This is a genomic window from Pseudarthrobacter arbutini (assembly GCF_054510915.1).
In genome coordinates, this window is sequence record NZ_JBTNDQ010000004.1 from 230,180 (window position 1) to 254,900 (window position 24,721).

The window sequence follows — 24,721 nt, forward strand, 5'->3', positions numbered from 1 at the left end:
CCATAGAGGTGGCCAATCAAGCACGGGGAGAGGAGCCGGACATGACGGCAACACTGGAACTTGGGGCGCTCGCCGCCGACACCGCGACCTGGCACCGGGTCTGCGCCGTGGACGAGCTTGAGCTTGCCTGGGGCGAAGCAGCACTCATTGAAGGCCGCCAGGTGGCACTCTTCCGGACCGGCCCCAGTGAGGTTTTTGCCGTGGCCCACGAAGATCCGGCCACCGGCGCCCACGTGATGGCCCGCGGCATTCTGGGTTCACGCGGCACACGCCCCACCATCGCTTCGCCGCTGCACAAAGAGGTCTACGACCTGGAAACCGGCGAATGCTTCGGAACCGCGGCGGTCCGCCTGGAAACGTTCAGCACCCGCATTTCCGACGGTTTCATCGAAGTCGCGGTCTAGCGCCAGGCCGAAACGTCAGAGCCCGAGGGCCTCGCGGACATCGTCGAGCACATTGTCCAGGGCGGTCCGGGCTGCCTGCCGGGCTTCCGGCAGTTCGGCCGCTGACTCAACCGGGAGGATGACTTCCACGTAGCACTTGAGCTTGGGCTCGGTGCCGCTGGGCCGGATGATGACCCGGGTTTCGTCCCGGGTTAGATACAGCAGGCCATCGGTGGGCGGCAAGTGCTCGCGCCCTTCGGCCAGGTCCACAAAAGTTTCAACGGCGGACGAACCGAACGAATCGGGCGGGCTGACCCGGAGCCGGTTCATCATGGCGTCCAGCAGGCCCAGATCCGCCACCCGGATGCTCAGCTGGTCGCTGGCGTGCAGCCCGTGCTGAAGGTAGAGCTCGTCCAGCGTGTCGAAGATGGTTTTTCCGTCTGCCTTTGCGGCGGCAGCCAGTTCCGCGATGAGGACAGCCGCGGAGATCCCGTCCTTGTCCCGGACCAGTTCAGGTGCAACGCAATAGCCCAGGGCTTCCTCGTAGCCGTAGACCAGCCCGGGCACCCGGGAAATCCACTTGAACCCGGTCAGCGTTTCCTCATGTGCGTATCCTGCCGCGGCGGCGATGCGGGAGAGCAGGCGCGAGGACACAATCGAATTTGCGAAGACGCCGGCCCCTTCGCCACTGGCTGTTTCAACGGTACTGCCGGAGGTTTCGTCGGAGCCGGGCGCCAGCCGGGCCACAATGTGTGCCCCCAGCAGCGCGCCCACCTCGTCGCCGCGCAGCATGCGCCACGCGCCGGTGTCAGGATCTTTCGCCGCCACTGCAGCGCGGTCCGCATCCGGATCGTTGGCCAGGACGATATCGGCGTCAACACGGGCCGCAGTCTGCAATGCCAGGTCCAAGGCGCCGGGTTCCTCCGGATTCGGAAAGTTCACTGTGGGAAAGTCGGGATCCGGCTCAGCCTGTTCGGCCACGAGGGTGACATCGGCAAAGCCGGCAGCATTCAGCACCGCCACGGCAGTCTCGCCGCCGACGCCGTGCATGGGCGTCAGGACAATCCGCAGGTCGCGGGACGGGAAGCGGGCCGCATCGGCGAGTGCCGCCGTCGAGCGTTCATAGTCCGCCGCAACCGACGGCTCCAGGACCGTCCAGCCGTCCACGGCAAGGGTGATGGATTCCAGTGCGCCCACGGCATCGATCCGCGCGGCGATCCGGGCGTCGTGGGGCGCCACGATCTGCGCTCCGCGGCCGCTGTCCTCCACAGCATGGCGGCCCAGGTACACCTTGTAACCGTTGTCCTGCGGGGGATTGTGGCTTGCCGTCACCATCACACCGCCGTCGCAATCGAGGGCCCGCACGGCGAACGCGAGCAGCGGGGTGGGCAGCGCGGACGGCATCAGGAAGGTTTCAATCCCGGCAGCCGTGAAGATGGCCGCCGTTTCCTCGGCGAAGATGTCCGAGTTATAGCGGGCGTCATAGCCGACGACGGCGCGTGGCCGGGTCCCGGGGGCAGCCTTACTCACCGCATCAACTAGGAAGTCGGCGAGCCCGGCGGCGGCGCGGCGCACCACCACGCGGTTCATGCGGTTCGGCCCGGCGCCCAAGGCGGCGCGGAGGCCTGCGGTGCCGAACTGCAGCGTGCCGCTGAAGCTGTCGGCGAGCTCCTGTGACGCTGCGGGCGAGCCCTCCTCCGCGAGTTGCAGCAGCTCTGTGAGCTCTGCGGCTGTGGCGGGATCCGGATCTTTGGCCGCCCATTCGCGGGCGTGGCTGAACAAGGAAGCGGCATCGGAGGACGTCATGCGGTCAACGCTATCGTCATTGCTTCAGGAACTGTGCCTGAACACTCGCCTGTGACAGCGGAAAGCAGCGAATCCTTGCAGTAAATTTTCTGGACAAGTAATGTCGCGAATATGAAATTGGGGCAGGGCGTTGAGTGGGGGCTGCATAGCTGCGTCAACATGTCCTGGACCGCGCCGGGGGAGGCCGTCAGCAGCGCACGGCTGGCCGAGTTCTACAAGCTCCCCGCCGCATACCTGAACAAGCAGCTCCAGGCCCTGGTGCGGGCCGGGATCCTGACCTCGGTATCCGGCCCGCGGGGCGGCTTCTCGCTGGCCAGGCGTCCGGACCGGATTTCCGTCCTTGACGTGGTCCTGGCCATCGAAGGAAATGACCATGCCTTCCGGTGCGAAGGCATCGCCAAGGACGCCCCGGGCGGGAGCATGGACGCCGACTACGCGCGCACGTGCCTTATTTCGCAGACCATGCGCCACGCCGAAGTCACCTGGCGGACTGAGCTGTCCCGGCAGAGCATTGCCGGGATCGCCCAGTCCATCGAGCGCCGCTTTCCAGATGCCCGGGAGTCCACCCTCCTGCAGCTCGTCGGTCCGCGAACCTGACCAGCCCTACAGCAACGCGGGGTCACTACACACCCATGGGAATGCCTCCGTTGGGCGCTTAGTGACCCCGCGTTGTCCTAAAGTTTCGCGATGATCCCAGCCAGCAGTTTGGAAATCCGCGGTCCGGCGGCCTGGCCGGACTCGATGACTTCCTGGTGGCTCAGCGGCATGGCGCTGATGCCGGCCGCGAGGTTGGTGACCAGCGAAATTCCGAACACTTCCATGCCTGCGTGGCGGCCGGCGATCGCTTCCAAAGCAGTGGACATGCCCACCAGGTCCGCGCCGATCCGCTTGGCGTACTGGACTTCGGCCGGCGTTTCGTAATGCGGTCCGCTGAACTGGGCATAGACGCCTTCCTCCAGCGACGAGTCCACTTCACGGGCTAGGGCACGGATGCGCGAGCTGTACAGATCCGTCAGATCAACGAACGTTGCGCCTTCAAGCGGGGACGTGGCGGTGAGGTTGATGTGATCTTTGATGAGGACCGGAGTGCCCGGCGTCCAGCTTTCGTTCAGCCCTCCGCACCCGTTGGTGAGGACCAGGGTTTTGCAGCCGGCAGCGGCAGCGGTGCGGATGCCGTGGACCACGGCGCGGACGCCTTTGCCCTCGTAGTAGTGGGTCCGTGCGCCCAGGACGAGCGCGCGTTTGCCCTCCTTGGTCAGGACGGAGCGGATGGTGCCCACATGTCCTTCCACGGCGGGGGCATGGAAGCCCGGCACGGTGTCGGCGGTCAGGGTGGCGGTGGTCTCGCCGATGAGGTCTGCGGCTTCGGCCCAGCCTGAGCCCAGGACGAGGGCGACGTCGTGGCGGTCAACCCCGGTCTCCTGGGCGATGTACTCAGCGGCGGAGCGCGCGGCGGCGAAAGGGTCCGTGTTCTGGAAGTCTGTATTACTCACTGGTACAAGTTATCGTGCCGTTGCCGCTGTGCACAGTGGCAACGGTGGTGCGCCGGGCCGCGTCCGGCACCGTGACGGGCCACTCTTTTATTGGTGGTCCCTGCGCAGATGCGGGAGAATGGTTGATTGTGACTACGCACCCTGATTTCAGCTCCCCCCGGATCGCAATCCTCGGAGGTGGCCCCGGCGGATACGAAGCCGCTATGGTCGCTGCCTCGCTGGGGGCGCAGGTCACCATCATCGAACGCGCGGGCATGGGCGGCTCGGCGGTGCTGACCGACGTCGTGCCTTCCAAGACCCTGATCGCCACCGCGGACCTGATGACCCGCGTCGGTGAGGCGGGCGAGCTGGGAGTGAAGTTCGACGTCGACGGCGGCGACTTTGTGCCCGCGATGCGCGCCGATCTCAAACACATCAACGACCGCCTGCTGGGCCTTGCCCGCCAACAGTCCACCGATATCTCCACCGGACTGGAGCACCAAAACGTCCGCATCCTGCTGGGTTCGGGCAAGCTCCTGGACAACCACACCATCGAGGTCCTGACCGCTGACGGCACCGAAATCGTGGAGGCTGACACCATTCTGCTGGCCGTCGGCGCGCACCCCCGCGAGCTGCCCACCGCGCGCCCGGACGGGGAACGCATCCTGAACTGGGCGCAGATCTACAACCTTGACGAGCTTCCCGAGGAACTGATTGTGGTGGGCTCCGGTGTGACCGGTGCCGAGTTCGCCTCCGCCTACAACGGCCTGGGCTCCAAAGTCACCCTGATCTCCAGCCGTGACCGGGTGCTGCCCGGCTCGGACACCGACGCGGCGGAGGTGCTGGAGGAAGTCTTCGAGCGCCGCGGTGTGCGGGTCCTGTCCCGCGCCCGTGCCGAAACCGTCGAACGGACCGACGACGGCGTGGTGGTCACCCTCGGTGACGGATCCAAAGTCACCGGCAGCCACTGCCTGGTCTGCGTGGGCTCCATCCCGAACACCGCCGGCATCGGCCTTGAAGAGGCCGGCGTGGCCCTCACCGAGAGCGGCCATATAAAGGTCGACGGCGTCTCCCGCACCACGGCGCCGAACATCTACGCCGCCGGCGACTGCACCGGCGTGCTGGCTCTGGCCTCGGTGGCCGCCATGCAGGGCCGGATCGCGATCGCGCACTTCCTGGGCGACAGCGTTATGCCGCTCAAGCTGCACCAGGTGGCGTCCAACATCTTCACCTCACCCGAGATCGCGAACGTGGGCGTCTCCGAGGTCGAGATCCAGTCCGGCAAATACCAGGGCGACATCGTCAAGCTCTCACTCAAGAGCAATGCCCGCGCCAAAATGCGCAATCACAAGGACGGCTTCGTCAAGATCTTCGCGCGTAAGGGCTCTGGCACCGTGATTGGCGGTGTTGTGGTGGGGCCGAACGCTTCCGAGCTGATCTTCGCCATCTCCCTTGCGGTCACCCAGAAGCTCCACGTCGACGACGTAGCCAACACTTTCACTGTGTACCCGTCACTGAGCGGGTCCATCTCGGAGGCGGCGCGCCGCCTGCACGTCCACATGTAATTGACTTGCGGTAGCGTGGCCGCATGACTACAGCACTTGAGCGGCCACGCCGCGGAAAAATCATCGGTGGCGTTTGTGCCGCCCTGTCAGCCCGGTTCGGGATCCCGAAGTTCCTGGTCAGGCTCGGCTTTGTGATCTTCGGCCTGGTGGGGATCGGCGAGCTGGTCTACATCGCCCTGTGGATCATGATCCCCAAGGCCCCGGCCTAAAGACCGCCCGGATTCCCGGCCTCGGTGTCTAGGCCAGGGCGTAGGGCGGCACGGTGCTGCCGGAAGTAAAGGGGGTGAACCAGCCCTCGATACGCTGCTTCCCGGCGTCGATTTCCGGAATGCCGGGGCTGTCCGAGTAGAGAGCTGGACTATCCGCCTCCTCCAACAGGACTTCCTCGACCTGTGCCCGCCAGTCTTCCGGGAGGTCGAGTTCATAGATGTCCTCGGTGATTTCCGCCTGATCGAGCAGGCAGCGGACGGCGAGCTCGGCTGCGAGGCAGCCGGGGGCTGTCCAGCCGCGGACCAGAGATGCCGTCACATCGGAAGCGACGACGATGAACTTCCGGGTAAACGTCGCGTCGTAGCTGGCGGCGAACTGAGGCGGCAGCGAGGACAGCACAGACGACCCGGCGACGTCAGACGGCGTGACCGCATCCAGGGCTGTCAGGGTCCCCAGATCGCGGAAGAGCTGGTCCACGAGAACGCCCGACGAGTTCCACAGGAGGCCTGCCAGCAGGAGTGTCTGGCTCACAGCTGTTTTCCGGTCTTCCGGCGAGACCGCGGCCATTTCGTCCAGGTCTTCCGGCTCGAACTGCAGCCGCTGTTCCGGCGTCATGTCATCCGGGTGCGGGTCAAGACCCAGCAGCTCCAGGCTCAGCCCCGTCAGTTTCCCGGCGTCGGCCAGCAGCTCTTCGGTGATGTCGTCTTCTTCGTCGGCATTCATGGCCCGATGCTACCTGCCATCAGTTCCGGGTCCGATTTCGTGACGCGCACATGTCCGGGTTCCCCGGCTTCAGGACAGGTCAGGCGGCGGGAGCCGCCTGGAAGTGTTTTTCGATGAGCCCCTTGATGTCCTCGTGGCAGCCGCCGCAGCCGGTGCCGGCGCGGGTTGCCTTGGACACCTCGGCCACCGTGGAGCAACCTTCCGCCACGGCGCCCTGGATCTTGGCGCCGCTGACTCCGGCGCAGCGGCATACGGTGCCGGCCGGATCGGCGGGACCGGACGCGGCCAGCTGGTCCGGGCCATCGAGCCGGAGCAGTAGTGACCTGTCGGCCGGCAGTTCCGCCCCGCGTTCGAACAGTCCCACGAGCTCGGCGGCGGTCCGTGGCATGCCCACGGCCACCAGGCCTTCCAGCACTCCGCCGCGGGTGGTCATCTTCACGTAGCGGCCATGCTCCGGATCGGCCCACTGGGCGATCTGCAGGCGCGGCCGGCCGTTCACGGCGCCGGCGGTGAGCACGTCTTCGTCCCACGGCTCGGCACCGTTGTCTCCGGCCACAGCCATGTTCATGCCACGGGCCTTCAGCACAATCACGCCGGCCTGTTCCTGGGGTAGCTCCTCCAGCGCGTCGGCCTCTTCCTGCGTGCCGGTGGCCAGCAGCGTCAGGTATTCGGCCAGCCATTCGGCCTGCCGCCATCCGGGTCCCACCAGACCGGACGGGCCTTTGGCGGTGCGGCACCCGTTGCAGGCCGGATCCGGGCAGCGGACCTCGGCGCAGTCGCCGATCGCGAAGATGTGCGGCTCGTGGTGGGCCCGCAGCCGGTGGTCCACCAGGATGCCGGTGCCGGTGGACAGACCGCAGCCTTCGGCCAGCTCGGTCCGCGGACGGACGCCGCAGGAGAGGACCAGGAGATCGCCGTCGATCGCCGAACCGTCATTGAGCAGCAGTGCCGAGAATCCGCCGTCGGGCCCCTTGTGCTCCACCCCGGTGGACCGGGCGTTGCCGGCCATCCGCACGCCGCACCGGCGCAGGCTGGCGGCGAGGACCGCCCCGCCGCCGCGGTCGATGTTGCGGCCCAGCGGGTGCGGCCCGTTGTGTACCACCGTGACGGTGGCGCCTTCCTCGGCCGCCGCCAGGGCTGTTTCGAGGCCCAGGACGCCGCCGCCCAGCACCACAACACGTTTGCCGCCGTCGACTGCCTTCTTGAGCACGGCAGCATCTCGGAGATCCCGGAGCGCCGTCACACCGGCCGGGAGGACGGGAGAGGCGGGGTCCGGGTTGATGCCGGTCAGGTTGGGGATGACGGGCCGGGAACCGGTGGCGAAGACCAGCCGCTCGTAGTGGGCGGAGGTGCCGTCGGTGAGGAGTACTTGCTGGCGGGCGCGGTCCACGCGGCGGACTCGTACGCCGAGCCGGACGTCCACGCCGTCTGCCACCAGGGCTGCGGCGTCGGCGAGCGCCAGGGCGTCGGCCGTGGTGCGTCCAACGCCCAGATCAGCCACCAGCACCCGGTTGTACGCGGCCTCGGTTTCCTCGCCCACCACGGTCAGGCTGACGTGCCCGTCGCGGACCGCGGGCAGCAGGTCATCGATCAGGCGGGCAGCCACGGGGCCGAATCCAACAATGACAATCTGCTCACTCATGAGGCCTCCGATGTCTGAAGAACACTGTTCTGAAGTCCGTTGGCCGCAGCCCGGACCCACACCTTGTTGAACTTGAACTCGGGCATCCCGGAAATGGGATCCGTCGCCGCCTCGGTGAGGCGGTTGGCGCTTTCGAGTTCGGGGAAATGGAACGGCAGGAAAACCGTCTCGGGCCGGATGGCCGTGCTGAGTTCTGCCCGGCAGAGGACCTCGCCGCGTTCGTTGGCTACCGAGACGAAAGCGCCTTCGGTGATGCCCATGCCGGCTGCGGCGGCCGGGTGGATCTGAATTTTCGCCTCGGGCTGGGTGGCCAGCAGCTCGGACACGCGCCGGGTCTGGGCCCCGGACTGGTAGTGCTCCAGGAGGCGGCCGGTGATCAGGGTCATGGTTTTCGCGGCCGGGTCCGGGTTAGCGTCCGGCGTACGACGGCGGCGGGGCGTCACCGGGGTCATGACCGCCTTGCCGCCGGCGTGGGCAAACGAGTCCAGGAAGAGCCGGGGCGTGCCGCTGCTCCCCACGGGGTACGGCCAGTAGGCAGCTTCGCCGCGGTCCAGCATCGCGTAATCGATGCCGGAATAATCGGCATGCCCGCCGGCCGAGGCCAGGCGCAGTTCCTCAAAGACCGTTTCCGGATCCTCGCTGTACGTGGACGGGGCCCCGAGCGCTTCTGCCAGCCGGGCCATGATCCACAGCTCACTGCGTGCGCCCGCTGGTGGCTGCAGGGCGCGGCGGCGGCGCAGGACGCGTCCTTCCAGGTTGGTGAGGGTGCCCTCCTCCTCGGCCCACTGCAGGACCGGGAGGATGAGGTCGGCTTCCGCGGCGGTCTCGGACATGAAGAAGTCGCAGACCACCAGGAAGTCCAGGCTGCGGAGCCCGGCGATGACGGCGTTCGCATCGGGGGAGGCCACCGCGATGTTGGAGGCGTGCACAAAAAGGCACCGCACGCCGTCGGGCTGTCCCAGCGACTTCAGCAACTGGACGGCAGGCAATCCCGGCCCGGGAATGGTTTCCTCCGGGACGCCCCAGACGCCGGCCATGTGGGCGCGGGCGGCGGGGTCGGTGATCTTTCGGTAGCCGGGGAGCTGGTCGGCCTTCTGGCCGTGCTCGCGGCCGCCCTGGCCGTTGCCCTGGCCGGTGAGGGTGCCGTAGCCGCTGCGGCGTGAGCCGGGCAGGCCCAGGAGGAGGCTGAGGTTGATCGCGGCGGTGGCGGTGTCGGTGCCGTCCACGTGCTGCTCCACACCGCGTCCGGTAAGGATGTAGCTGCCGCCCTTGCCCGCACCGTCGGCGAGCCTGCGGGCGGTTTCGCGGATGAGCTCCGCCGGAACGCCGGTGAGGGACTGGACGCGTTCGGGCCAGAACGCGTTGACGCTGCGGACCACGGCCTGGTAACCGGTGGTGCGTGCCGCGATGAAGTCGTCATCTGCCAGGCCTTCGTGGATGATCACGTGCGAGAGGCCCAACAGGAGGGTGAGGTCGGTGCCCGGCAGGGGCTGGAGGTGAAGGCCGCCGCCGTCGGATGTGAACTTTGCCGTGGCTGAACGGCGCGGATCCACCACGATCAGTCCGCCGGCGTCGCGGGCGCCCTGCAGGTGCTGTACAAACGGCGGCATGGTTTCGGCCACGTTGGAGCCGAGCATCATGATGGTGCTGGCCGAGTCCAGGTCTGCCAGCGGAAACGGGAGGCCGCGGTCCAGGCCGAAAGCGCGTATCCCGGCGGCCGCGGCGGAGGACATGCAGAAGCGGCCGTTGTAGTCGATGCGTGACGTGCCCAGGGCCACGCGGGCGAACTTGCCCAGCATGTAGGCCTTCTCGTTGGTGAGGCCACCGCCGCCGAAAACCCCGACGGCGTCCTTCCCGTAGCGTGCCTGCGTGTCCTTCACGGCGGTGGTGACCAGCGCCAGGGCCTGGTCCCAGCCGATGGGGCGGTGGACGCCGTCGGCCCCTTTGAGCAGGGGTTCGGTGACCCGTCCCGGGTGGTTGAGGAGTGTTGCTGAGGTCCAGCCCTTGCGGCAGAGGCCGCCCCGGTTGGTGGGGAAGTCCCGGCCGCTCACTTCGAGGAGGGGGGCTTTCAGGGTGGCGTCCGCAGCGGCCGGCACCGCGGATTCAGCCGGCACGGGGACTGACCCCGGCTCGGAAGCCGGGGTCAGTTCCGCTGGTGACGTGAGCGTCATGGCGCACTGCAAGGCGCAGTAGGGGCAGTGCGTGTCGGCGCTTTTGGTCATGTTAGACGTGTCCCATCGCGTTTCGGTTGGCGTTGCGGATGTAGCAGAACCAGCAGACCGCCAGCATTACTACGTAGGCTCCGACGAAACCGTAGAAGGCCGGGGTGTAGGAGCCGCTGGCCGTGTTGGAGGCGTTCAGGACCTGCGGGATAACGAAGCCGCCGTAGGCGCCGATGGCCGAGATGAGGCCGAGGGCCGAGGACGCGAGCCGCTGGGTTTCCACGGTGCTTGCCCCGGCCTTGGCGGCGCGGCTGGAGGTGGCGAAGATGATGGGGATCATTCGGTACGTTGCACCGTTTCCGAAGCCGCTGGCAGTGAAGAGCAACAGGAACAGTGCCAGGAAGAGCCAGAAGTTCTTCAGCGGCAGGGTCCAGATCATGGTGAGGGTGATGACGGCCATGGCGGTGAATGCTGCCACGGTCATCCGTGCGCCGCCCATGCGGTCAGCCATCCGTCCGCCGTAGGGGCGGGCCAGTGAACCGACCAGCGGGCCGAGGAAGGCCAGCGAGAGTGCCACGGTGCCGACTCCGATGGAGGAGAACGCCGGGAAGTAGTCCTTGATGAGCTTGGGGAACACGCCGGCGAAGCCGATGAACGAACCGAAGGTGCCGATGTACAGCAGTGCCATGATCCACAGGTGCGGTTCCTTCAGTGCCGCGACCGAGCCGGCCACGTCACCCTTGGCACTGGTGAGGTTGTCCATGTACTTCCAGGCACCGAAGGCGGCGATCAGGATGAACGGGATCCACATCCAGCCGGCCATCGGCAGGTTGACGCTGCCGACGGCGAGCAGGGTGATCGCAATCGGGACGGCGAGCTGCGCGACGGCAGCGCCCATGTTGCCGCCGGCGGCGTTCAGGCCAAGGGCCCAGCCCTTCTCCCGTGCCGGGTAGAAGAACGTGATGTTGGCCATGGAACTGGCGAAGTTGCCGCCGCCGAAGCCAGCAAGTGCTGCCACGAGCAGCATGACCCCGAACGGGGTTTCCGGATTGGAGACGCAGAGTCCCAGTCCGACGGCGGGAATCAGGAGCAGGAGCGCGGACACGATGGTCCAGTTCCGGCCGCCGAAGCGGGGAACCATAAAGGTGTAGGGGATCCGGAGGGTGGCGCCTACCAGGCTGGGCATGGAGATCAGCCAGAAGATTTCCGAGGTTGTGAACGTGAAGCCGGCTGCCGGTAGCTGGACCACCACGATGGACCAGAGCTGCCAGACCACAAAGCCGAGGAACTCGGCGAAGATGGACCAGTTCAGGTTGCGCCGGGCGATGGTCCGGCCGGCGGACTCCCACTGCTCTTTGTTCTCGGCGTTCCAGTTGGCGATCCAGCGGCCAGGGCGGAATTCAAGGGCGGGGACGTCGGTTGTACGTGTGGAGGGCTGCGCGCTGGCGGATGAGGACACGCCTCCGTGCAGCGGGTCGGTGTCTATATCTACGGAATTGCCGGTGCCGGCATTTGGGCTGCGGTCAACAGTCACGGTGGACCTCCTCATGGGGGATGTTGTTCTTCTACGGTAGAGAACGCGCGTTTCACGGACAGTCGCCGTTTGTTAACGCGCTGTGACATTTGCCTATCGGCAACCGACGGGCGACGTGAGGAGAGTTAACGGACCGAAGGATGAGACATGTGCCACTGGTCCACATGATGGACCTTTTGTCCATTGACTGGACGGCTGGAACTAGTATCGAACTCTAACTACTGCGCGCCGGGTCTCACCAGGCCCGGCCGGTTCTCAGGAAAGTGTTCATATGTCATCTACGCAAACCACCGCGGAGCAAGGATCCCCCAAGGCGGTGAACTCACGCGGCCGCGTGATTGTGGCCAGCCTGATCGGCACCACCGTTGAGTTCTACGATTTCTACGTCTACGCCACCGCCGCCGTGCTGGTCTTCCCGGCGCTGTTCTTCCCCAACCAGAACGAGACCACCCAGCTGCTCAGCTCCTTCGCTGTCTTCGGGGTGGCCTTCGTGGCCCGCCCGCTGGGATCCATCGTGTTTGGCCACTTCGGCGACAAGTTCGGCCGCAAGGGCACACTGGTGGCCTCGTTGCTGACCATGGGCATTGCCACGTTCCTGATCGGCTGCCTGCCCACCGCACTCGTCCCGGGCTGGGAATTCTGGGCTCCGGCACTGCTCGTGGTCATGCGCTTCGCCCAGGGCCTCGCCCTCGGCGGCGAATGGAGCGGCGCTGCCCTGCTGGCCACCGAAAACGCCCCGGCCAACAAGCGCGCCATCTACGGCACCTTCCCGCAGCTTGGTGCGCCCATTGGCTTCATCATCGCCAACGTGATCTTCCTGGTGGCCAGCTATGCACTGACACCGGCCGACTTCCTGGCCTGGGGCTGGCGCGTGCCGTTCCTGCTCAGCGCCGTCATGGTGATCATCGGCCTGTACGTCCGCCTCAAACTGATCGAAACGCCTGCCTTCACCAAGGTGCTCGAATCCAATGAGGTGGCCAAGCTGCCGCTGGCCCGGGTCTTCAAGACCAGCTGGCGTCCGCTCATCCTGGGCACGTTCATCATGCTCGCCACGTACGTGCTCTTCTACTTGATGACCACGTTCACGCTGACCTACGGCACCCGCGCCTCCAACGTGGATGCCGCCAGGGCTGCCGCCGAGAAGGCCGGCAAACCGATGTCCGAGGCCGCCGCGGCAGCATTTGTTCCCGGCCTGGGCTTCACCCGCAACGACTTCCTCTGGATGCTGATTGCCGGCGTCGTGTTCTTCGGCATCTTCACCCTGGTTTCCGGACCGCTGGCGGAGAAGTACGGCCGCCGCAAGATGCTGCTGGCCGTCACGGGTGGCATCTTCGTCTTCGGCCTCCTGTTCGTCCCGCTGTTCAGCGGCGGCTTCGTGGGCACCATGGCCCTGCTGGTCATCGGCTTCTCCCTGATGGGCCTCACGTTCGGCCCCATGGGTGCGCTGCTGCCGGAACTGTTCCCCACCAATGTGCGCTACACGGGATCCGCCGTCAGTTACAACGTATCCAGCATCCTGGGTGCTGCGGTGGCTCCGTTCATCGCCGTCGCGCTCTGGGAGCTGGCTGACGGCAGCCCGGTCCTGGTGGGTGTCTACCTGACCGCGATGTCGGTGCTGACGCTGATTGCGCTGTTCGTAAGCAAGGAAACCCGCGACCTGGACTACGAGAACAACGTAGCCTGAGTCCCCGCCGTCGGGCGTTCCAGCCCGGTTGCTGACAGAAATGCCCGGCGTGTTCCCCGTTATTGCGGGGAGCGTGCCGGGCATTGCTGTGTCCGGGCGGGACCGACCGGGGAGGAACGCACGACGGCGGCGCTCGCCACCCGTCCGCAGGCTCAGTTGGCGTAGCGGTCCACGAAGTTGCGGAGGATCTTCATGGGCTCGGTGGCGGTGTACGTCCGCGCGTCCGCCATGAGTTCCTCGGCGGACTCCGGCGGGAAGTAGCCGGCGTGGCGGTAGATGTCGATCCGGGTCACCAGGCCCTCCGCGTCCAGCTCAGGGTGGAACTGCGTGGCGTACAGGTTCTGCTTGATGCGGAACATGTGGACGGGGCAGGCCTGGGAGGATGCCAGCAGCACCGCGTGGGAGGGCAATCTGGTGCAAGCCTCCTTATGCCCGGTGAAGGCGGTGAAACGCCGTGGCATCCCGTGCAGGAGCGGATCCGCGAGCCCCGCCTCCGTCAGCTCGATTTCCACCCCGCCCAGCTGTTCGCCAAAGGTCCTGTCGATCACGGCGCCCTGATGCCTGCCCAGCGTCCCCACCCCGTAGCACGCGCCCAGGAACGGAAAGTCCTGGGCCACGATCCGGTCCAGCAGCCCGGCCAGTTCCCGCTCCACCCGGTGCTGGGTTTCGCTCTTGTGGTCTGCCGGGTCGCTGGACGTGAAGGGACTGCCGCCCACAATCACCGCCGAGTAATCGTTCAGGTCCAGTTGCGGCAGGGGAGCGGCCTCAAGCCGGACACGCCTCAGCTGCGAAGGGGTCAGCCTGCCATACGTCAGGTACGCCTCATACTCTTCCTCTGCGGCGGCGTCTTCAGCCCGGGAGGCAAGGAGGAGGAAAGGCTTCACACGCTAAGTGTGCCTTTCGCCCCAGCTCAACGCCAGAGGACGCAGCGAGCCTGCGGTTGGCGCCGGAGCACAGCCCCGGCGCCAGAGGCACGAACGCTGTCAGTGGCTGGCAGGCTGCGCGAAGGATCGCCGGGACTGCGGCTGCGCGGCCGGGTCTGCGTGGCGGTGGACCAGCTTCCAGTAGCCTTCTTCGCGCCGGAAGATGCTGGTCACACGGAGCGCGAATTCCTCTGGCGCTGCGGCGCTCTCCAGCCGGGCACGGAAGTGTTCCGTTTCCACCAGGTAGGCCGTGTCGCGTGCGGTGTAGGAGGTGATGGTGTCGAACCCCAGCATCTCGCCGTCCTGGAACTGCCGGGACGCCTGGTCCAGCCGGGCCTCCACCTGGGCCCAGCCACGTGCGATGCCGCCGAACGGGTTGGCCAGCGTGACGTCGTCGAGCCTGGAATACAGGTCCTTGACGGCACCGGGATTCCCGCGGGTGATTTCCGGAACCGCCAGGTGGTAGCGGTCTACTTCTTCTTCAAAACTGGGTGCGAGCATGGGGTGCCTCCGGCAGGGTCTAGTCTTCGATCGTGGCGATGACGGCGCCGGCCGAAACCGTCTCACCGGCCACTGCGCTGAGTCCGGTGATGATGCCGGAACGGTGCGCGGTCAGGGGCTGTTCCATCTTCATCGCTTCGAGAACCACCACCAGGTCACCCTCGGACACAACGTCGCCGTTGGTCACGGCAACCTTGACGATGGTGCCCTGCATCGGGGAGGTCAGCGCGTCGCCGGCGGCGGCCGCAGCCGCTCCGCCTGAACGGAGGCGTTTCTTAGACTTGTTGGACTTCACGCCGGCTGCGGAACCCGCCCCGATCGAACCAAGGGAGGCCGGCAGGACAACCTCGAGGCGCTTGCCCCCCACTTCAACCACCACGCGCTGGCGTTCACCGGCGTCGCCACTGGCTTCAGCGGTTCCGTCCGGCGTCCAGGCGGGAATGTTGTTGACGAATTCGGTTTCAATCCAGCGGGTGTGGATGCTGAAAGGCCCTTCCGCGGGCGCAAAAGCGGGGTCCGAAACAACGGCGAGGTCGAACGGGATAACGGTGGGGATGCCCCCCACCACCATTTCCTCCAAGGCGCGCCGCGAACGCTGCAGGGCCTGGGCACGGGTGGCGCCGGTGACGATCAGCTTGGAGAGCATCGAGTCGAAGTTGCCGCTGATGACATCGCCCTCCTCCACGCCGGAATCGATCCGGATACCGGGGCCCGTGGGGTTCTTCAGGGTGGTGATGGTGCCGGGGGCGGGCATGAAGTTGCGGCCCGGGTCCTCGCCGGTGATGCGGAATTCGAACGAGTGGCCGCGGACCTCGGGGTCGCCGTAGCCGAGTTCCTCGCCGCGGGCCAGCCGGAACTGTTCGCGGACCAGGTCGATGCCCGTGACTTCCTCGGAGACGCAGTGCTCCACCTGCAGGCGGGTGTTGACCTCGAGGAAGGAGATGGTGCCGTCCTGGCCCACCAGGAACTCGCAGGTTCCGGCGCCGAGGTAACCGGCTTCCTTCAGGATCGCCTTGGAGGATTCGTAGAGGCGGCGGTTCTGCTCTTCGGTGAGGAACGGGGCAGGTGCTTCTTCAACGAGCTTCTGGTTGCGGCGCTGCAGCGAGCAGTCACGCGTGGAGATGACCACGACGTTGCCGTGGGCGTCCGCGAGGCACTGCGTTTCGACGTGGCGCGGGGCGTCCAGGAAGCGTTCGATGAAGCACTCGCCGCGGCCGAAGGCTGCAGTGGCCTCACGGACGGCAGACTCGAAGAGCTCCGGGATTTCTTCGCGGGTGCGGGCCACCTTGATGCCGCGGCCGCCGCCGCCGAAGGCTGCCTTAATGGCCACGGGCAGGCCGAACTTGTCCACGAACTCGAGGATTTCCTCGGCGGACTGCACAGGATCGGCGGTGCCGGGGACCTGGGGGGCGCCCACTTTCTCGGCGATGTGGCGGGCCTGGACCTTGTCGCCTAGGGCGGAAATGGCCTCGGGGGACGGGCCGATCCAGGTGATGCCGGCGTCGATGACCTTGGCGGCGAACTCGGCGTTTTCGGCGAGGAAGCCGTAACCGGGGTGGATGCCGTCGGCACCGGACTGGCGGGCAACGTCAATGATCTTGTCCATCACCAGGTAGGACTCCGCGGCGGTGTTGCCACCGAGGGAGTAGGCCTCGTCGGCCAGCCTGACATGGAGCGCGTCGCGGTCCGGATCGGCGTATACAGCCACGGAGGCAATGCCCTCGTCGCGAGCCGCGCGGATGATGCGCACTGCGATTTCGCCTCGGTTTGCGATCAGCACCTTGGTGAGGTTCGATTGCACGGGACTAGCGGACTGCTCCAAATTTGCTGACAAGGCGTCTCCTTCTTTCCTTCAGGGAGCCTAGCGCGATTTTGTGGGTTCCGCCGATATTACTTGCGGTTTCCGCGTGTAAACGGGCGCGGCTTTGTAGGGAACCTACAATTGGTCGGAAAATCGCCGCAATTATTCGGCGGACCACAGGTCCGTGATGCGTACGTTTGCGTGTCCGAGGAGACTGCGCAGCGTGGAGACTGACAGCCCGACGACGGCGTGCGGGTCCCCGTCCACCTTCCGGATGAACGCCCCGCCCAGGCCGTCGATCGTAAACGAGCCGGCGCAGTGCAGCGGTTCGCCCGTGGCGATGTACGCGTCGATCTCTTCCGGATCCATCTCCGTGAAGTGGACCTCGGCGGAGGCGACCGCACCGAGGGTGGCGCCGGATCCCGGTGCCGTGATGCCGCCGTCGGCCGCTGCGTCGGTGCCTATCTCGGCGGGCTCGTCATCGGCTGCCGTCGCGCGGCAGTCCACCAGCCAGTGCCCGGTGTGCAGGACACCGCTGTTGCCGCTCATCCGCAGCATCCGTTCGCGGGCGACGGCGGCCGTGTACGGTTTGCCGTGCGCCTCGCCGTCGAACTCGAAGACGGAGTCGCAGCCGATGACCAGCGCGCCCTCCGCTTCCGGCAACGCGGCCACCGCCTCGGCCTTGGCGCGGGCCAGCAGCAGCGCGGTATCATGCGGATCCGTGACGCCGTAGCGGGCCTGGACCGCGTCCTCGTCCACGTCGGAGACCAGCACGGAGTGCCGGATACCGGCGTCGGCCAGGAGCTTGGTGCGGGCGGGGGACTGGGAGGCGAGGATGAGGCGGGTCACCGTTTTAGCCTAGTGGACGGGCTCGGGCAGCTTCTGCGGTTCGTTTTCTCGGCGTTCCAGCCGGGCGCCCTCCACGTCCACGTCCGGCAGGATCCGGTCCAGCCACTTGGGCAGCCACCAGGTCTTTTCGCCCAGCAGGTACATCACAGCCGGCACGATGGTCATGCGGACCACAAACGCGTCCAGCAGCACACCGAACGCCATGGCGAAGCCCAGCGGCCGGACCATGGTCAGGTGGCTGAAGATGAAGCCGGCGAACACGCTGACCATAATGATCGCGGCGGCGGTCACCACGGCGCCGGCATGGCTGAAGCCGATGCGCACGGCCTTTTTCGCCGGCGCGCCATGCATATAGGACTCGCGCATGCCCGACGCGATGAACACCTGGTAGTCCATCGCCAGGCCGAACAGCACACCGATCAGGATGATCGGCAGGAAGCTCAGGACCGCCCCGGGATTGGCGACGTCGAACACGCCGCCCAGCCAGCCCCACTGGTAGACGGCCACCACCAGGCCGAACGCGGCGGCCAGGGACAGCAGGAAACCGCCGGTTGCCAGGAGGGGAACCACAATGGAGCGGAATACGAGCAGCAGCAGGATGAGGGAAAGCCCGACGACGATCGCCAGGTACGACGGCAGGGCGTCACCGAGTTTTGTGGAGACGTCGATGTTGCCGGCGGTCTGCCCGGTCAGGCCGATGGTGACCCCCGTTTCGGCCTGGATCTGGGTGCCGCGTTCGCGGAGTTCGCTCACCACCTGCACTGTGCCGGCCTTGGCGGGCCCCTCTTCCGGGATGACCTGGAATACGGCGGTGCGGCGGTCCTCGCTCAGCGCCACGGGCACCGTTGCCACCACGTTGTCCACGCCCCGGATCAGGTCCGCGACGTCATACTGCAGTTCCTGGGCCTGGGCTTCGTCCAGGCCGGTCGGGAATTCACCCACCACCACAATGGGGCCGGTGACGCCTTCGCCGAAACTGCGGGCGGTGACGTCATAGGCCTGGTAGGCCTCGGAGTCCACCGGTTCGGAGCCGCCGTCGGGCAGCGCGAGCTGGAGCTGCGCGGCAGGCAGGGCCAGCGTTCCCAGCAGGAGTACGCCGGCGACTAGCGCCACAACCGGGTGCCGGGTGACCAGGCCGCCCCAGCCCCGGGTGCTCTTTTCCTCATCCTTGGCCTGGTCGGCAACCTCGTGGCCGGCCTCGGCGTTGTGGGCATCGGCCTTGGCCCAGGCCCGCCGGGAAATGATGCGCCGGCCGATCAGGGACAGCAGGGCCGGGGTCAGGGTGAGCGCCACCAGGACGGCCACCGCGACCGTGCCTGCCGCTGCCAGGCCCATCACGCTCAGGAACGGCAGCCCGGGCACCACCAGGGCGGCCAGGGCAATGATGACCGTCAGGCCGGCAAAAAGCACGGCGTTGCCCGAGGTTCCCGTGGCGCGTGCTACGGATTCCTCGGGGTCCATTCCTGCCAGCAGCTGGGTCCGGTGCCGGTTGACGATGAACAGGGAGTAGTCAATGCCTACGGCGAGGCCAAGCATCAGCGCGAGCATGGGGGAGATGGAGCTCATCTCGAAGGCGCCGGACAGGGCGAACGTGATGCCCACCCCGACACCAACGCCGATGACGGCCATCAGTAGCGGCAGGCCCGCGGCGATGAGCGTGCCCAGCATCAGGATCAGGACCAGGGCCGCCACACCGATGCCGATGATTTCGGCCGTGCCGAACAGTTCTGAAATGTCTTCGGTGATTTCCTTGCTGGCCAGCGCCGTCACGCCCACGGACGAAGTCTCATGGGCGATGTCCTGGACCTGCTGGCGCACCGCCGGGGTGAGGGCGTTGATGGAGGTGTTGAACTGCACCTGTGCCACGGCCGCCTGGCCGTCCGCCGAGACAAACCGGATCCCGCCCGAAGCTTCCGCCTGCCGCTTGCCCAGATCGAGCTTGGCCTTGGCGGCCTGCAGTTCCTGGGTCCCGGCGTCGAGCTGCGCCTGGCCCTGTGCCAGGGCGGCCTTCTGCGCTCCGAGCTGGGCCTCGATCATGGCTGAGGTTGCGCCGCCGGCAGCGAGCTGCTGCTCCGCGGCGTTCAGCTGCGTTGTGCCGGCGTCGAGCTCGGCACGTGAGGCATCCAGGCGGGCCTTGCCCGCGGCAAGCTGCTGCTCGCCGTCGGAGATGGCCTGCCCGGCCTTGTCCAGCTGGGCCTGCGTGGCGAAGGGATCCACCGTGGACTTGACGTCAGGCAGGTCACCAAGCTTGGTGAGGGCAGCCGTGACGGCGGCGCGGCTGCCGTCAGTAAAGCCGCCTTCCGGGGCTTCAAAGACGATCGTGGCAGAGCCGCCCGACGCTGCCGGCAGTTCCTGCTTCAGCTTGTCCGCGATCCGCTGCGTCTCAGTGCCCGGAATCTGGAAGTTGTTGGACAGTGTGCCGTGGAAGGCGGCTGCTGAGCCGCCGACGGCCACCAGCGCGGCGAGCCAGAGCGAAATGACCAGCCAGCGGTGGCGGTAGGAGAACTTGCCGAGGCGGTAGAGCAGCAGGGCCATGTCAGAGCCGTTCTTTGTTGAGGTGCGTAGTGGCGGTTGTGGACGTCGCGGAGGGGCTGGCTGCCGGAACGGGGCTGCCGAAGCCGGAGCCGAGGTGTCCCATGGCGTCAATGAGCAGTTGCCGCAGCACAGCGAGTGATGCGGGGGAGAGATCGGCGCCGCATCGGGCGAACCACACGTCCATGGCCGCCTTCCCGCAGGAGATGACGGAGCCTGCGAGGGCGCGCAGGTACAGTTCGTCGACGACGGCGCCCGGGGTTCCGGCGAAGCGCTCCCGGGCCGCGCTGATGATCTCTTCGGTGCAGTGGTCCCACGCCTCAAGTTCGGACCGGGACAGGACCGCGTTGTCCTGGGTGAGGGTGAAGAGTTCAGCCAGCGGCGCCACCGTCATGGGGTCGGCCAGCTGCATCAGGGCCGCGCGCGCCGATTCGAGGATGGGCTCGTCGGCGGGCCGCTGCCGGAACTGCTGAAGGGCGTTGTCCAGGAACCCATGCGTCATGGAGGCCAGCGCGGCCTCGGTGCTGCTGAAGTAGTTGAAGAAGGTGCGGCGCGAGATCCCTGCTGATTCGGCGATGTCTTCCACCGTGAAATTCCCGGGTCCCTGGGCGCGCAGCAGGGTCAGGGCGGCATCGGTGATGGCCTGGCGGGTGGCGGCTTTGTTCAGCTCACGGCGCGAGAGAAGTTCGGGCATGAACTTACACTACGTGCAAGTTTGCACGCCGCGCAAGTTGATTCACAGGAAGATGAAAGGTTCCCGACAGCTGAGCCTGAACCTGCCGCCGAAGACTGGAAGAGTCCCGTCTGGGACATCTTCACCAGCCGTCACCGGACGGCAGATCCAGGAGACAAGAATGTTACGCACAAAGAGAATTGCCCTTGGCCTCACGGCCACCGCGCTGGCCCTTGGCGCCGGGATCGGCGTCGCCGGCATGGCGTCCGCAACCACGACGCCGACGCCCACCCCCAGCGCCAGCTCAAGCGCCTCGGCCGACGGGGGCACCGGCACTGCCCCAGCTGAAGGGAAGGGCATGCGGGGTGGCCATGGCCACGGCGGCTTCCGCGGCGTTGACGCAGCGGAACTTGCCACCAAGCTGGGCGTGGACGAGGCCAAGGTGACGGAGGCCCTGAAGGCCTACCGCGAGGCCAACAAGCCCACCACCCCGCCGGCCGACGGAACTGAAGGAACCCGGCCGGACCCGGCCGCGAAGCAGGCTGAACTCGCGAAGTCCCTCGCGGCAACGCTCGGCATCGACGAGGCCAAGGTCACGGCGGCGCTTGAAGAGCTGCGCACCGCCGAACAGGCAGATCGCGCCGCGGCTCTGAAGACGCGCCTGGACCAGGCCGTCACCGACGGCAAGCTGACCCAGGCCGAGGCTGACGCCGTGACCAAGGCTGTCCAGAACGGAGTCATCGGAGGGGGCGGCCGCTAACGAAAGGCCGGGCTGAGCGAAACCCGGCACCGAACAGGAGAAGTCCCTGGGAGCACTTCCCGGGGACTTCTCCTGTTTGCTGTTCGAGCCGTGCGTCAGGCCTTCGCGTCGGCCAGTTCGCGTCCGGCTTCCGGAGAGTCAGTACCTCCGGCGACGGCGGAAGGATCCGCAGCGGAGGAGTCGGCGTCGTCGTCCACAAACGGAGTGCCGTTGCGGGGTGCGTTGTAGAGCGCCTCGTCGAGCATGCCCTGCCGTTTGGCCACGATGGTGGGCACGAGGGCCTGGCCCGCGACGTTGACCGCGGTGCGGCCCATGTCCAGGATGGGGTCCACCGCGAGCAGGAGTCCGACGCCGGCCAGGGGCAGTCCCAGCGTGGAGAGCGTCAGGGTGAGCATCACTACGGCGCCGGTGGTGCCGGCCGTTGCGGCGGAACCGAGGACCGAGACGAGGGCGATGAGGAGGTAGTGGCTGACCTCCAGCTGGACGCCGAAGAACTGGGCCACAAAGATGGCGGAGATCGCGGGGTAGATCGCGGCGCAGCCGTCCATCTTGGTGGTGGCGCCCAGGGGTACGGCGAAGGAAGCGTAGGCGCGGGGAACACCGAGGCTGCGCTCGGTGACGCGCTGGGTCAGCGGCAGGGTTCCGATCGAGGAGCGGGACACAAACGCGAGCTGCACGGCGGGCCATACCCCGGAGAAGTACTGCTTCACGGACAGGCCGTGCGAGCGGATCAGCGTCGGGTAAACCACAAACAGCACCAGGGCCAGGCCCACGTAGATGGCGAAGGTGAACTTGCCGAGCGCGCCGATGGTGTCCCAGCCGTACACGGCCGCGGCGTTGCCGATCAGGCCCACCGTGCCGAGCGGGGCGATGCGGATGATCCACCAGAGGACCTTCTGGATGACGGCCAGCGCCGAAGCGTTGAGGTTCAGGAACGGCTCGGCAGCCTTGCCGACCTTGAGGGCGGCGACGCCGACGGCGATGGCAATCACCAGGATCTGGAGCACGTTGAAGCTGATGGAGGTGCTGACTGTGGTGGCCGCGGTGGCGCTTTCAGTCACGGTGGAGCTGGCACCGAGGCCGAGGAAGTTCTTGGGGAACAGCCCGATCAGGAAGGACCACCAGTCACCGGACTTGCCGGCGTACTTGGCCTCCTGGGTGATGCCGGTGTTGGCGCCGGGCTGCAGAAGCACGCCGAGGCCGATACCGATCACGACCGCGATCAGGGACGTGATGGCGAACCACAGCAGGGTGTTCCAGGCCAGCTTGGCGGCGTTGGAGACTTGGCGCAGGTTCGAGATCGAGCTAACCACGGCGGTGAAGATCAGCGGAACCACCGCAGTCTGCAGCAGCGAAACGTAGCTGGAGCCAATGGTCTGCAGCGTGGCGCCGAGGCCGTTGGGGGCCTCCTTGGTGCTGCCCGTGTACTTGGCCAGCAGGCCGAGGCCCAGGCCCACTATGAGGGCGGCGATGATCTGGAAACCGAACGAGCCGGCCCACTTGGGCAGCTGGAAGCCGGTCTTTCCTGCGGATTCGGGGGTGCGGGTTTGAGTGCTCACCAGAACACGCTAGGCCCGGGTTTCTTATCACGGCGAACAGATGTTGAGAAGTGTTACGCCGCCCCAGAGCCCTGGCGGCGCACAATCCCCGAAAATCCGGCGCCAATCATGGCAATTGTGAAGTTATTCCCGCCCCGAATGTGGCAAGAGTCTCACCGAACCCGGCTCGGAGGGGGCGCATCCGGCAGCGTGCGTCAGAGCGACGAAGGAGCAGCACGCCGAGGATGCGGGCCCCTCCGGGGCCACGAGAGACCTAGGAAAGCAGCGCCCGGCGGAGGGTATCGAGGCCCACCGACCCGATGTTCAGCGCTCGCGTGTGGAAGGCCTTGAGGTCGAAGCCGGGCCGGGTTTCGAGGTCGGCCCGGATTTGTTCCCAGAGGCGCTGTCCCACTTTGTAGGACGGGGCCTGGCCGGGCCAGCCGAGGTACCGGGTGAACTCGAATTTGAGCTGGCCTTCGGTGATGGGCAGGTTTTCTTTGAGGAAGTCGTAGCCCGCCTCCGGGGTCCATGTTCCGCTGCCCCAGCGTTCGGGGATCTCCAGTTCCAGGTGGACGCCGATGTCGAACACCACGCGCGCCGCCCGCATCCGCTGCATGTCCAGCATGCCCATGTGGTCGCCGGGATCGGCCAGGTAGCCGAGTTCCTGCATAAGCTTTTCGGCGTATAGGGCCCAGCCCTCGCCGTGGCCGGAGGTCCAGCAGATGTTGCGCCGCCACTTGTTCAGCAGTTCCCGCCGGTAGGTGGCGGTGGCCACCTGCAGGTGGTGGCCGGGGACGCCTTCATGGAAGACCGTGGTGGTCTCGGCCCAGGTGGTGAAGGTGTCCTCGCCGGCGGGAACTGACCACCACATCCGGCCGGGACGGCTGAAGTCATCGGAGGGGCCCGTGTAGTAGATGCCGCCCTCGTCGGTCGGGGCGATGAGGCATTCGAGCTTCTTCATCACGTCCGGGATCTCGAAGTGCACGCCGGCAAGCTCGGCAACTGCCTTGTCCGAGAGTTCCTGCATCCACGCCTTGAGGGCCTCTGTGCCCTTGAGTTGGCGGGCAGGGTCGTTGTTGAGGACGTCCTTGGCCTCCTCGATGCTGGCCCCTTGCTTGATGAGGGACGCAACGTTTTCCTGCTCGGCGATGAGCCGGTCGAGTTCCTGGACTCCCCAGGCGTAGGTCTCTTCGAGGTCGACGGCGGCGCCCAGGAAGGAGCGCGAGGCCAGGGCGTAGCGTTCCCGGCCGACGGCGTCCTGCTGCGGGGCGGCAGGGAGCAGTTCCGTGCGGAGGAACTCCGCGAGCTCCCGGTAGGCACCCCGGGCAGCGGCAGCGCCGGCGTCGAGCGTTTCCTGCGTTTCGCCCGGCAGGGGACCGTCCGCAGTCCGGGCCTCGGCGGCGAACTTGGCGAAGAAACCGTCTTCGGCGGCGTATTTGGCGGTCTGCTCGATGACGATGGAGACCTGGCGTTCGGCCGCGACTTTGCCCGCGTCCCGGGCCTGGCGCAGTGATTCGGTGTAGCCGCGGAGGGCGCCGGAGACGTTCAGCGCGCGGCCGGCGATGTGTTCCCAGTGCTCAGCGGTGTCCGTGGGCATCAGGTCGAAAATGGCCCGGATGTCCTGTGCGGGGGAGGCGATGTTGTTCAGCTCCGCCACGTCCCAGCCGGACTCGTGGATTTCCAGCTGGAGGCCCAGCCGTTCCCGCATGGCGTCGAGGGTGACGGCATCGACGTCGTCCTGGGGTGCGAGGCCCTCCAGGGCAGCAAGGGCCTTGCGGGCTTCCGCTGCGAAACCGGCGATGCCGGCGGGGGAGTAGTCCGGGTACTCGGTCTCATGCCCCGGCAGCCCCAACTCGGTGGCAAGCGACGGGTTCAGGCGGATAAGTGTGTCGGTATAGTCATCCGCCACGGCATCGATGGCGGAGTGCGGACGGGCGGCAGGGGCGGCTTCGGTAGTCACCCC

General features: G+C 66.9%; 20 protein-coding genes. 6 read left to right on the forward strand and 14 right to left on the reverse strand.

Annotated elements, in window-relative coordinates:
• The first annotated feature begins 41 nt into the window (after nt 1–41).
• Complete coding sequence (gene nirD, locus ACX80V_RS06700) at nt 42–404, forward strand: nitrite reductase small subunit NirD (protein ID WP_104061033.1); 363 nt, start codon at nt 42–44, stop codon at nt 402–404.
• A 15-nt stretch (nt 405–419) separates the two neighbouring features.
• Here the strand turns inward: nirD and ACX80V_RS06705 are convergent, their stop codons facing one another.
• The gene (locus ACX80V_RS06705) at nt 420–2,189 is read right to left on the reverse strand and encodes a phospho-sugar mutase (protein ID WP_485842484.1); all 1,770 of its coding nucleotides are present in this window, start codon (nt 2,187–2,189) and stop codon (nt 420–422) included.
• 111 nt (nt 2,190–2,300) lie between these two features.
• Between ACX80V_RS06705 and ACX80V_RS06710 the strand changes: the two genes are divergently transcribed.
• Entirely contained in the window at nt 2,301–2,786 is a 486-nt protein-coding gene (locus tag ACX80V_RS06710; RefSeq protein ID WP_485842485.1) for an RrF2 family transcriptional regulator, read from the forward strand.
• A 77-nt stretch (nt 2,787–2,863) separates the two neighbouring features.
• Here ACX80V_RS06710 and ACX80V_RS06715 read toward each other — a convergent pair whose 3' ends face one another.
• Nucleotides 2,864–3,682, reverse strand: a complete 819-nt coding sequence (locus ACX80V_RS06715; RefSeq protein ID WP_485842486.1) for a purine-nucleoside phosphorylase — start codon at nt 3,680–3,682, stop codon at nt 2,864–2,866.
• Between the two features lie 128 nt (nt 3,683–3,810).
• Here ACX80V_RS06715 and ACX80V_RS06720 point away from each other — a divergent pair, with 128 nt between their 5' ends.
• Nucleotides 3,811–5,226 (forward strand): NAD(P)H-quinone dehydrogenase, encoded by a 1,416-nt coding sequence (locus tag ACX80V_RS06720; protein ID WP_485842487.1) that lies wholly within the window; start codon nt 3,811–3,813, stop codon nt 5,224–5,226.
• A gap of 23 nt (nt 5,227–5,249) precedes the next feature.
• Nucleotides 5,250–5,435 (forward strand): PspC domain-containing protein, encoded by a 186-nt coding sequence (locus ACX80V_RS06725; RefSeq protein WP_056348113.1) that lies wholly within the window; start codon nt 5,250–5,252, stop codon nt 5,433–5,435.
• 28 nt (nt 5,436–5,463) lie between these two features.
• Here ACX80V_RS06725 and ACX80V_RS06730 read toward each other — a convergent pair whose 3' ends face one another.
• The 4 genes from ACX80V_RS06730 to ACX80V_RS06745 all read right to left on the reverse strand — a co-directional run bounded on the left by ACX80V_RS06730 (nt 5,464) and on the right by ACX80V_RS06745 (nt 11,497).
• Nucleotides 5,464–6,159 carry a hypothetical protein gene (locus ACX80V_RS06730; RefSeq protein WP_485842488.1) on the reverse strand — a complete coding sequence of 232 codons (696 nt, stop codon included), beginning with the start codon at nt 6,157–6,159 and terminating at the stop codon, nt 5,464–5,466.
• 79 nt (nt 6,160–6,238) lie between these two features.
• Nucleotides 6,239–7,801: an FAD-dependent oxidoreductase gene (locus tag ACX80V_RS06735; RefSeq protein ID WP_485842489.1), complete on the reverse strand. Its 1,563-nt coding sequence runs from the start codon at nt 7,799–7,801 to the stop codon at nt 6,239–6,241.
• Complete coding sequence (locus tag ACX80V_RS06740) at nt 7,798–10,023, reverse strand: molybdopterin oxidoreductase family protein (protein ID WP_485842490.1); 2,226 nt, start codon at nt 10,021–10,023, stop codon at nt 7,798–7,800. The genes ACX80V_RS06735 and ACX80V_RS06740 overlap by 4 nt, the downstream gene beginning before the upstream one ends.
• Nucleotide 10,024: 1 nt before the next feature.
• Nucleotides 10,025–11,497 (reverse strand): MFS transporter, encoded by a 1,473-nt coding sequence (locus tag ACX80V_RS06745; RefSeq protein ID WP_485842491.1) that lies wholly within the window; start codon nt 11,495–11,497, stop codon nt 10,025–10,027.
• 271 nt (nt 11,498–11,768) lie between these two features.
• Between ACX80V_RS06745 and ACX80V_RS06750 the strand changes: the two genes are divergently transcribed.
• Nucleotides 11,769–13,181, forward strand: coding sequence for an MFS transporter (locus ACX80V_RS06750; RefSeq protein WP_485842492.1), 1,413 nt, complete (start codon nt 11,769–11,771; stop codon nt 13,179–13,181).
• A gap of 152 nt (nt 13,182–13,333) precedes the next feature.
• Here ACX80V_RS06750 and ACX80V_RS06755 read toward each other — a convergent pair whose 3' ends face one another.
• From ACX80V_RS06755 to ACX80V_RS06780, 6 genes are all read right to left on the reverse strand, one after another.
• Entirely contained in the window at nt 13,334–14,065 is a 732-nt protein-coding gene (locus tag ACX80V_RS06755; RefSeq protein ID WP_485842493.1) for a glutamine amidotransferase, read from the reverse strand.
• A 99-nt stretch (nt 14,066–14,164) separates the two neighbouring features.
• Nucleotides 14,165–14,605 carry a YybH family protein gene (locus ACX80V_RS06760; protein WP_058929593.1) on the reverse strand — a complete coding sequence of 147 codons (441 nt, stop codon included), beginning with the start codon at nt 14,603–14,605 and terminating at the stop codon, nt 14,165–14,167.
• A 19-nt stretch (nt 14,606–14,624) separates the two neighbouring features.
• Nucleotides 14,625–16,439: an acetyl/propionyl/methylcrotonyl-CoA carboxylase subunit alpha gene (locus tag ACX80V_RS06765; RefSeq protein WP_485842494.1), complete on the reverse strand. Its 1,815-nt coding sequence runs from the start codon at nt 16,437–16,439 to the stop codon at nt 14,625–14,627.
• A 129-nt stretch (nt 16,440–16,568) separates the two neighbouring features.
• Nucleotides 16,569–17,255 (reverse strand): Maf family protein, encoded by a 687-nt coding sequence (locus ACX80V_RS06770; protein WP_058929591.1) that lies wholly within the window; start codon nt 17,253–17,255, stop codon nt 16,569–16,571.
• Between the two features lie 9 nt (nt 17,256–17,264).
• On the reverse strand, nt 17,265–19,790 hold the full coding sequence (locus ACX80V_RS06775) for an MMPL family transporter (RefSeq protein ID WP_485842495.1): 2,526 nt from the start codon (nt 19,788–19,790) through the stop codon (nt 17,265–17,267).
• Nucleotide 19,791: 1 nt separating this feature from the next.
• Nucleotides 19,792–20,481, reverse strand: a complete 690-nt coding sequence (locus tag ACX80V_RS06780; RefSeq protein WP_058929589.1) for a TetR/AcrR family transcriptional regulator — start codon at nt 20,479–20,481, stop codon at nt 19,792–19,794.
• A 160-nt stretch (nt 20,482–20,641) separates the two neighbouring features.
• On the opposite strand from ACX80V_RS06780, the gene ACX80V_RS06785 reads away from it, so the two are divergent.
• Nucleotides 20,642–21,220 carry a hypothetical protein gene (locus tag ACX80V_RS06785; protein WP_485842496.1) on the forward strand — a complete coding sequence of 193 codons (579 nt, stop codon included), beginning with the start codon at nt 20,642–20,644 and terminating at the stop codon, nt 21,218–21,220.
• A gap of 95 nt (nt 21,221–21,315) precedes the next feature.
• Here the strand turns inward: ACX80V_RS06785 and ACX80V_RS06790 are convergent, their stop codons facing one another.
• On the reverse strand, nt 21,316–22,779 hold the full coding sequence (locus ACX80V_RS06790) for a dicarboxylate/amino acid:cation symporter (protein ID WP_058929587.1): 1,464 nt from the start codon (nt 22,777–22,779) through the stop codon (nt 21,316–21,318).
• A gap of 253 nt (nt 22,780–23,032) precedes the next feature.
• Nucleotides 23,033–24,718, reverse strand: a complete 1,686-nt coding sequence (locus ACX80V_RS06795) for a DUF885 domain-containing protein (RefSeq protein WP_485842497.1) — start codon at nt 24,716–24,718, stop codon at nt 23,033–23,035.
• Nucleotides 24,719–24,721 lie beyond the last annotated feature (3 nt).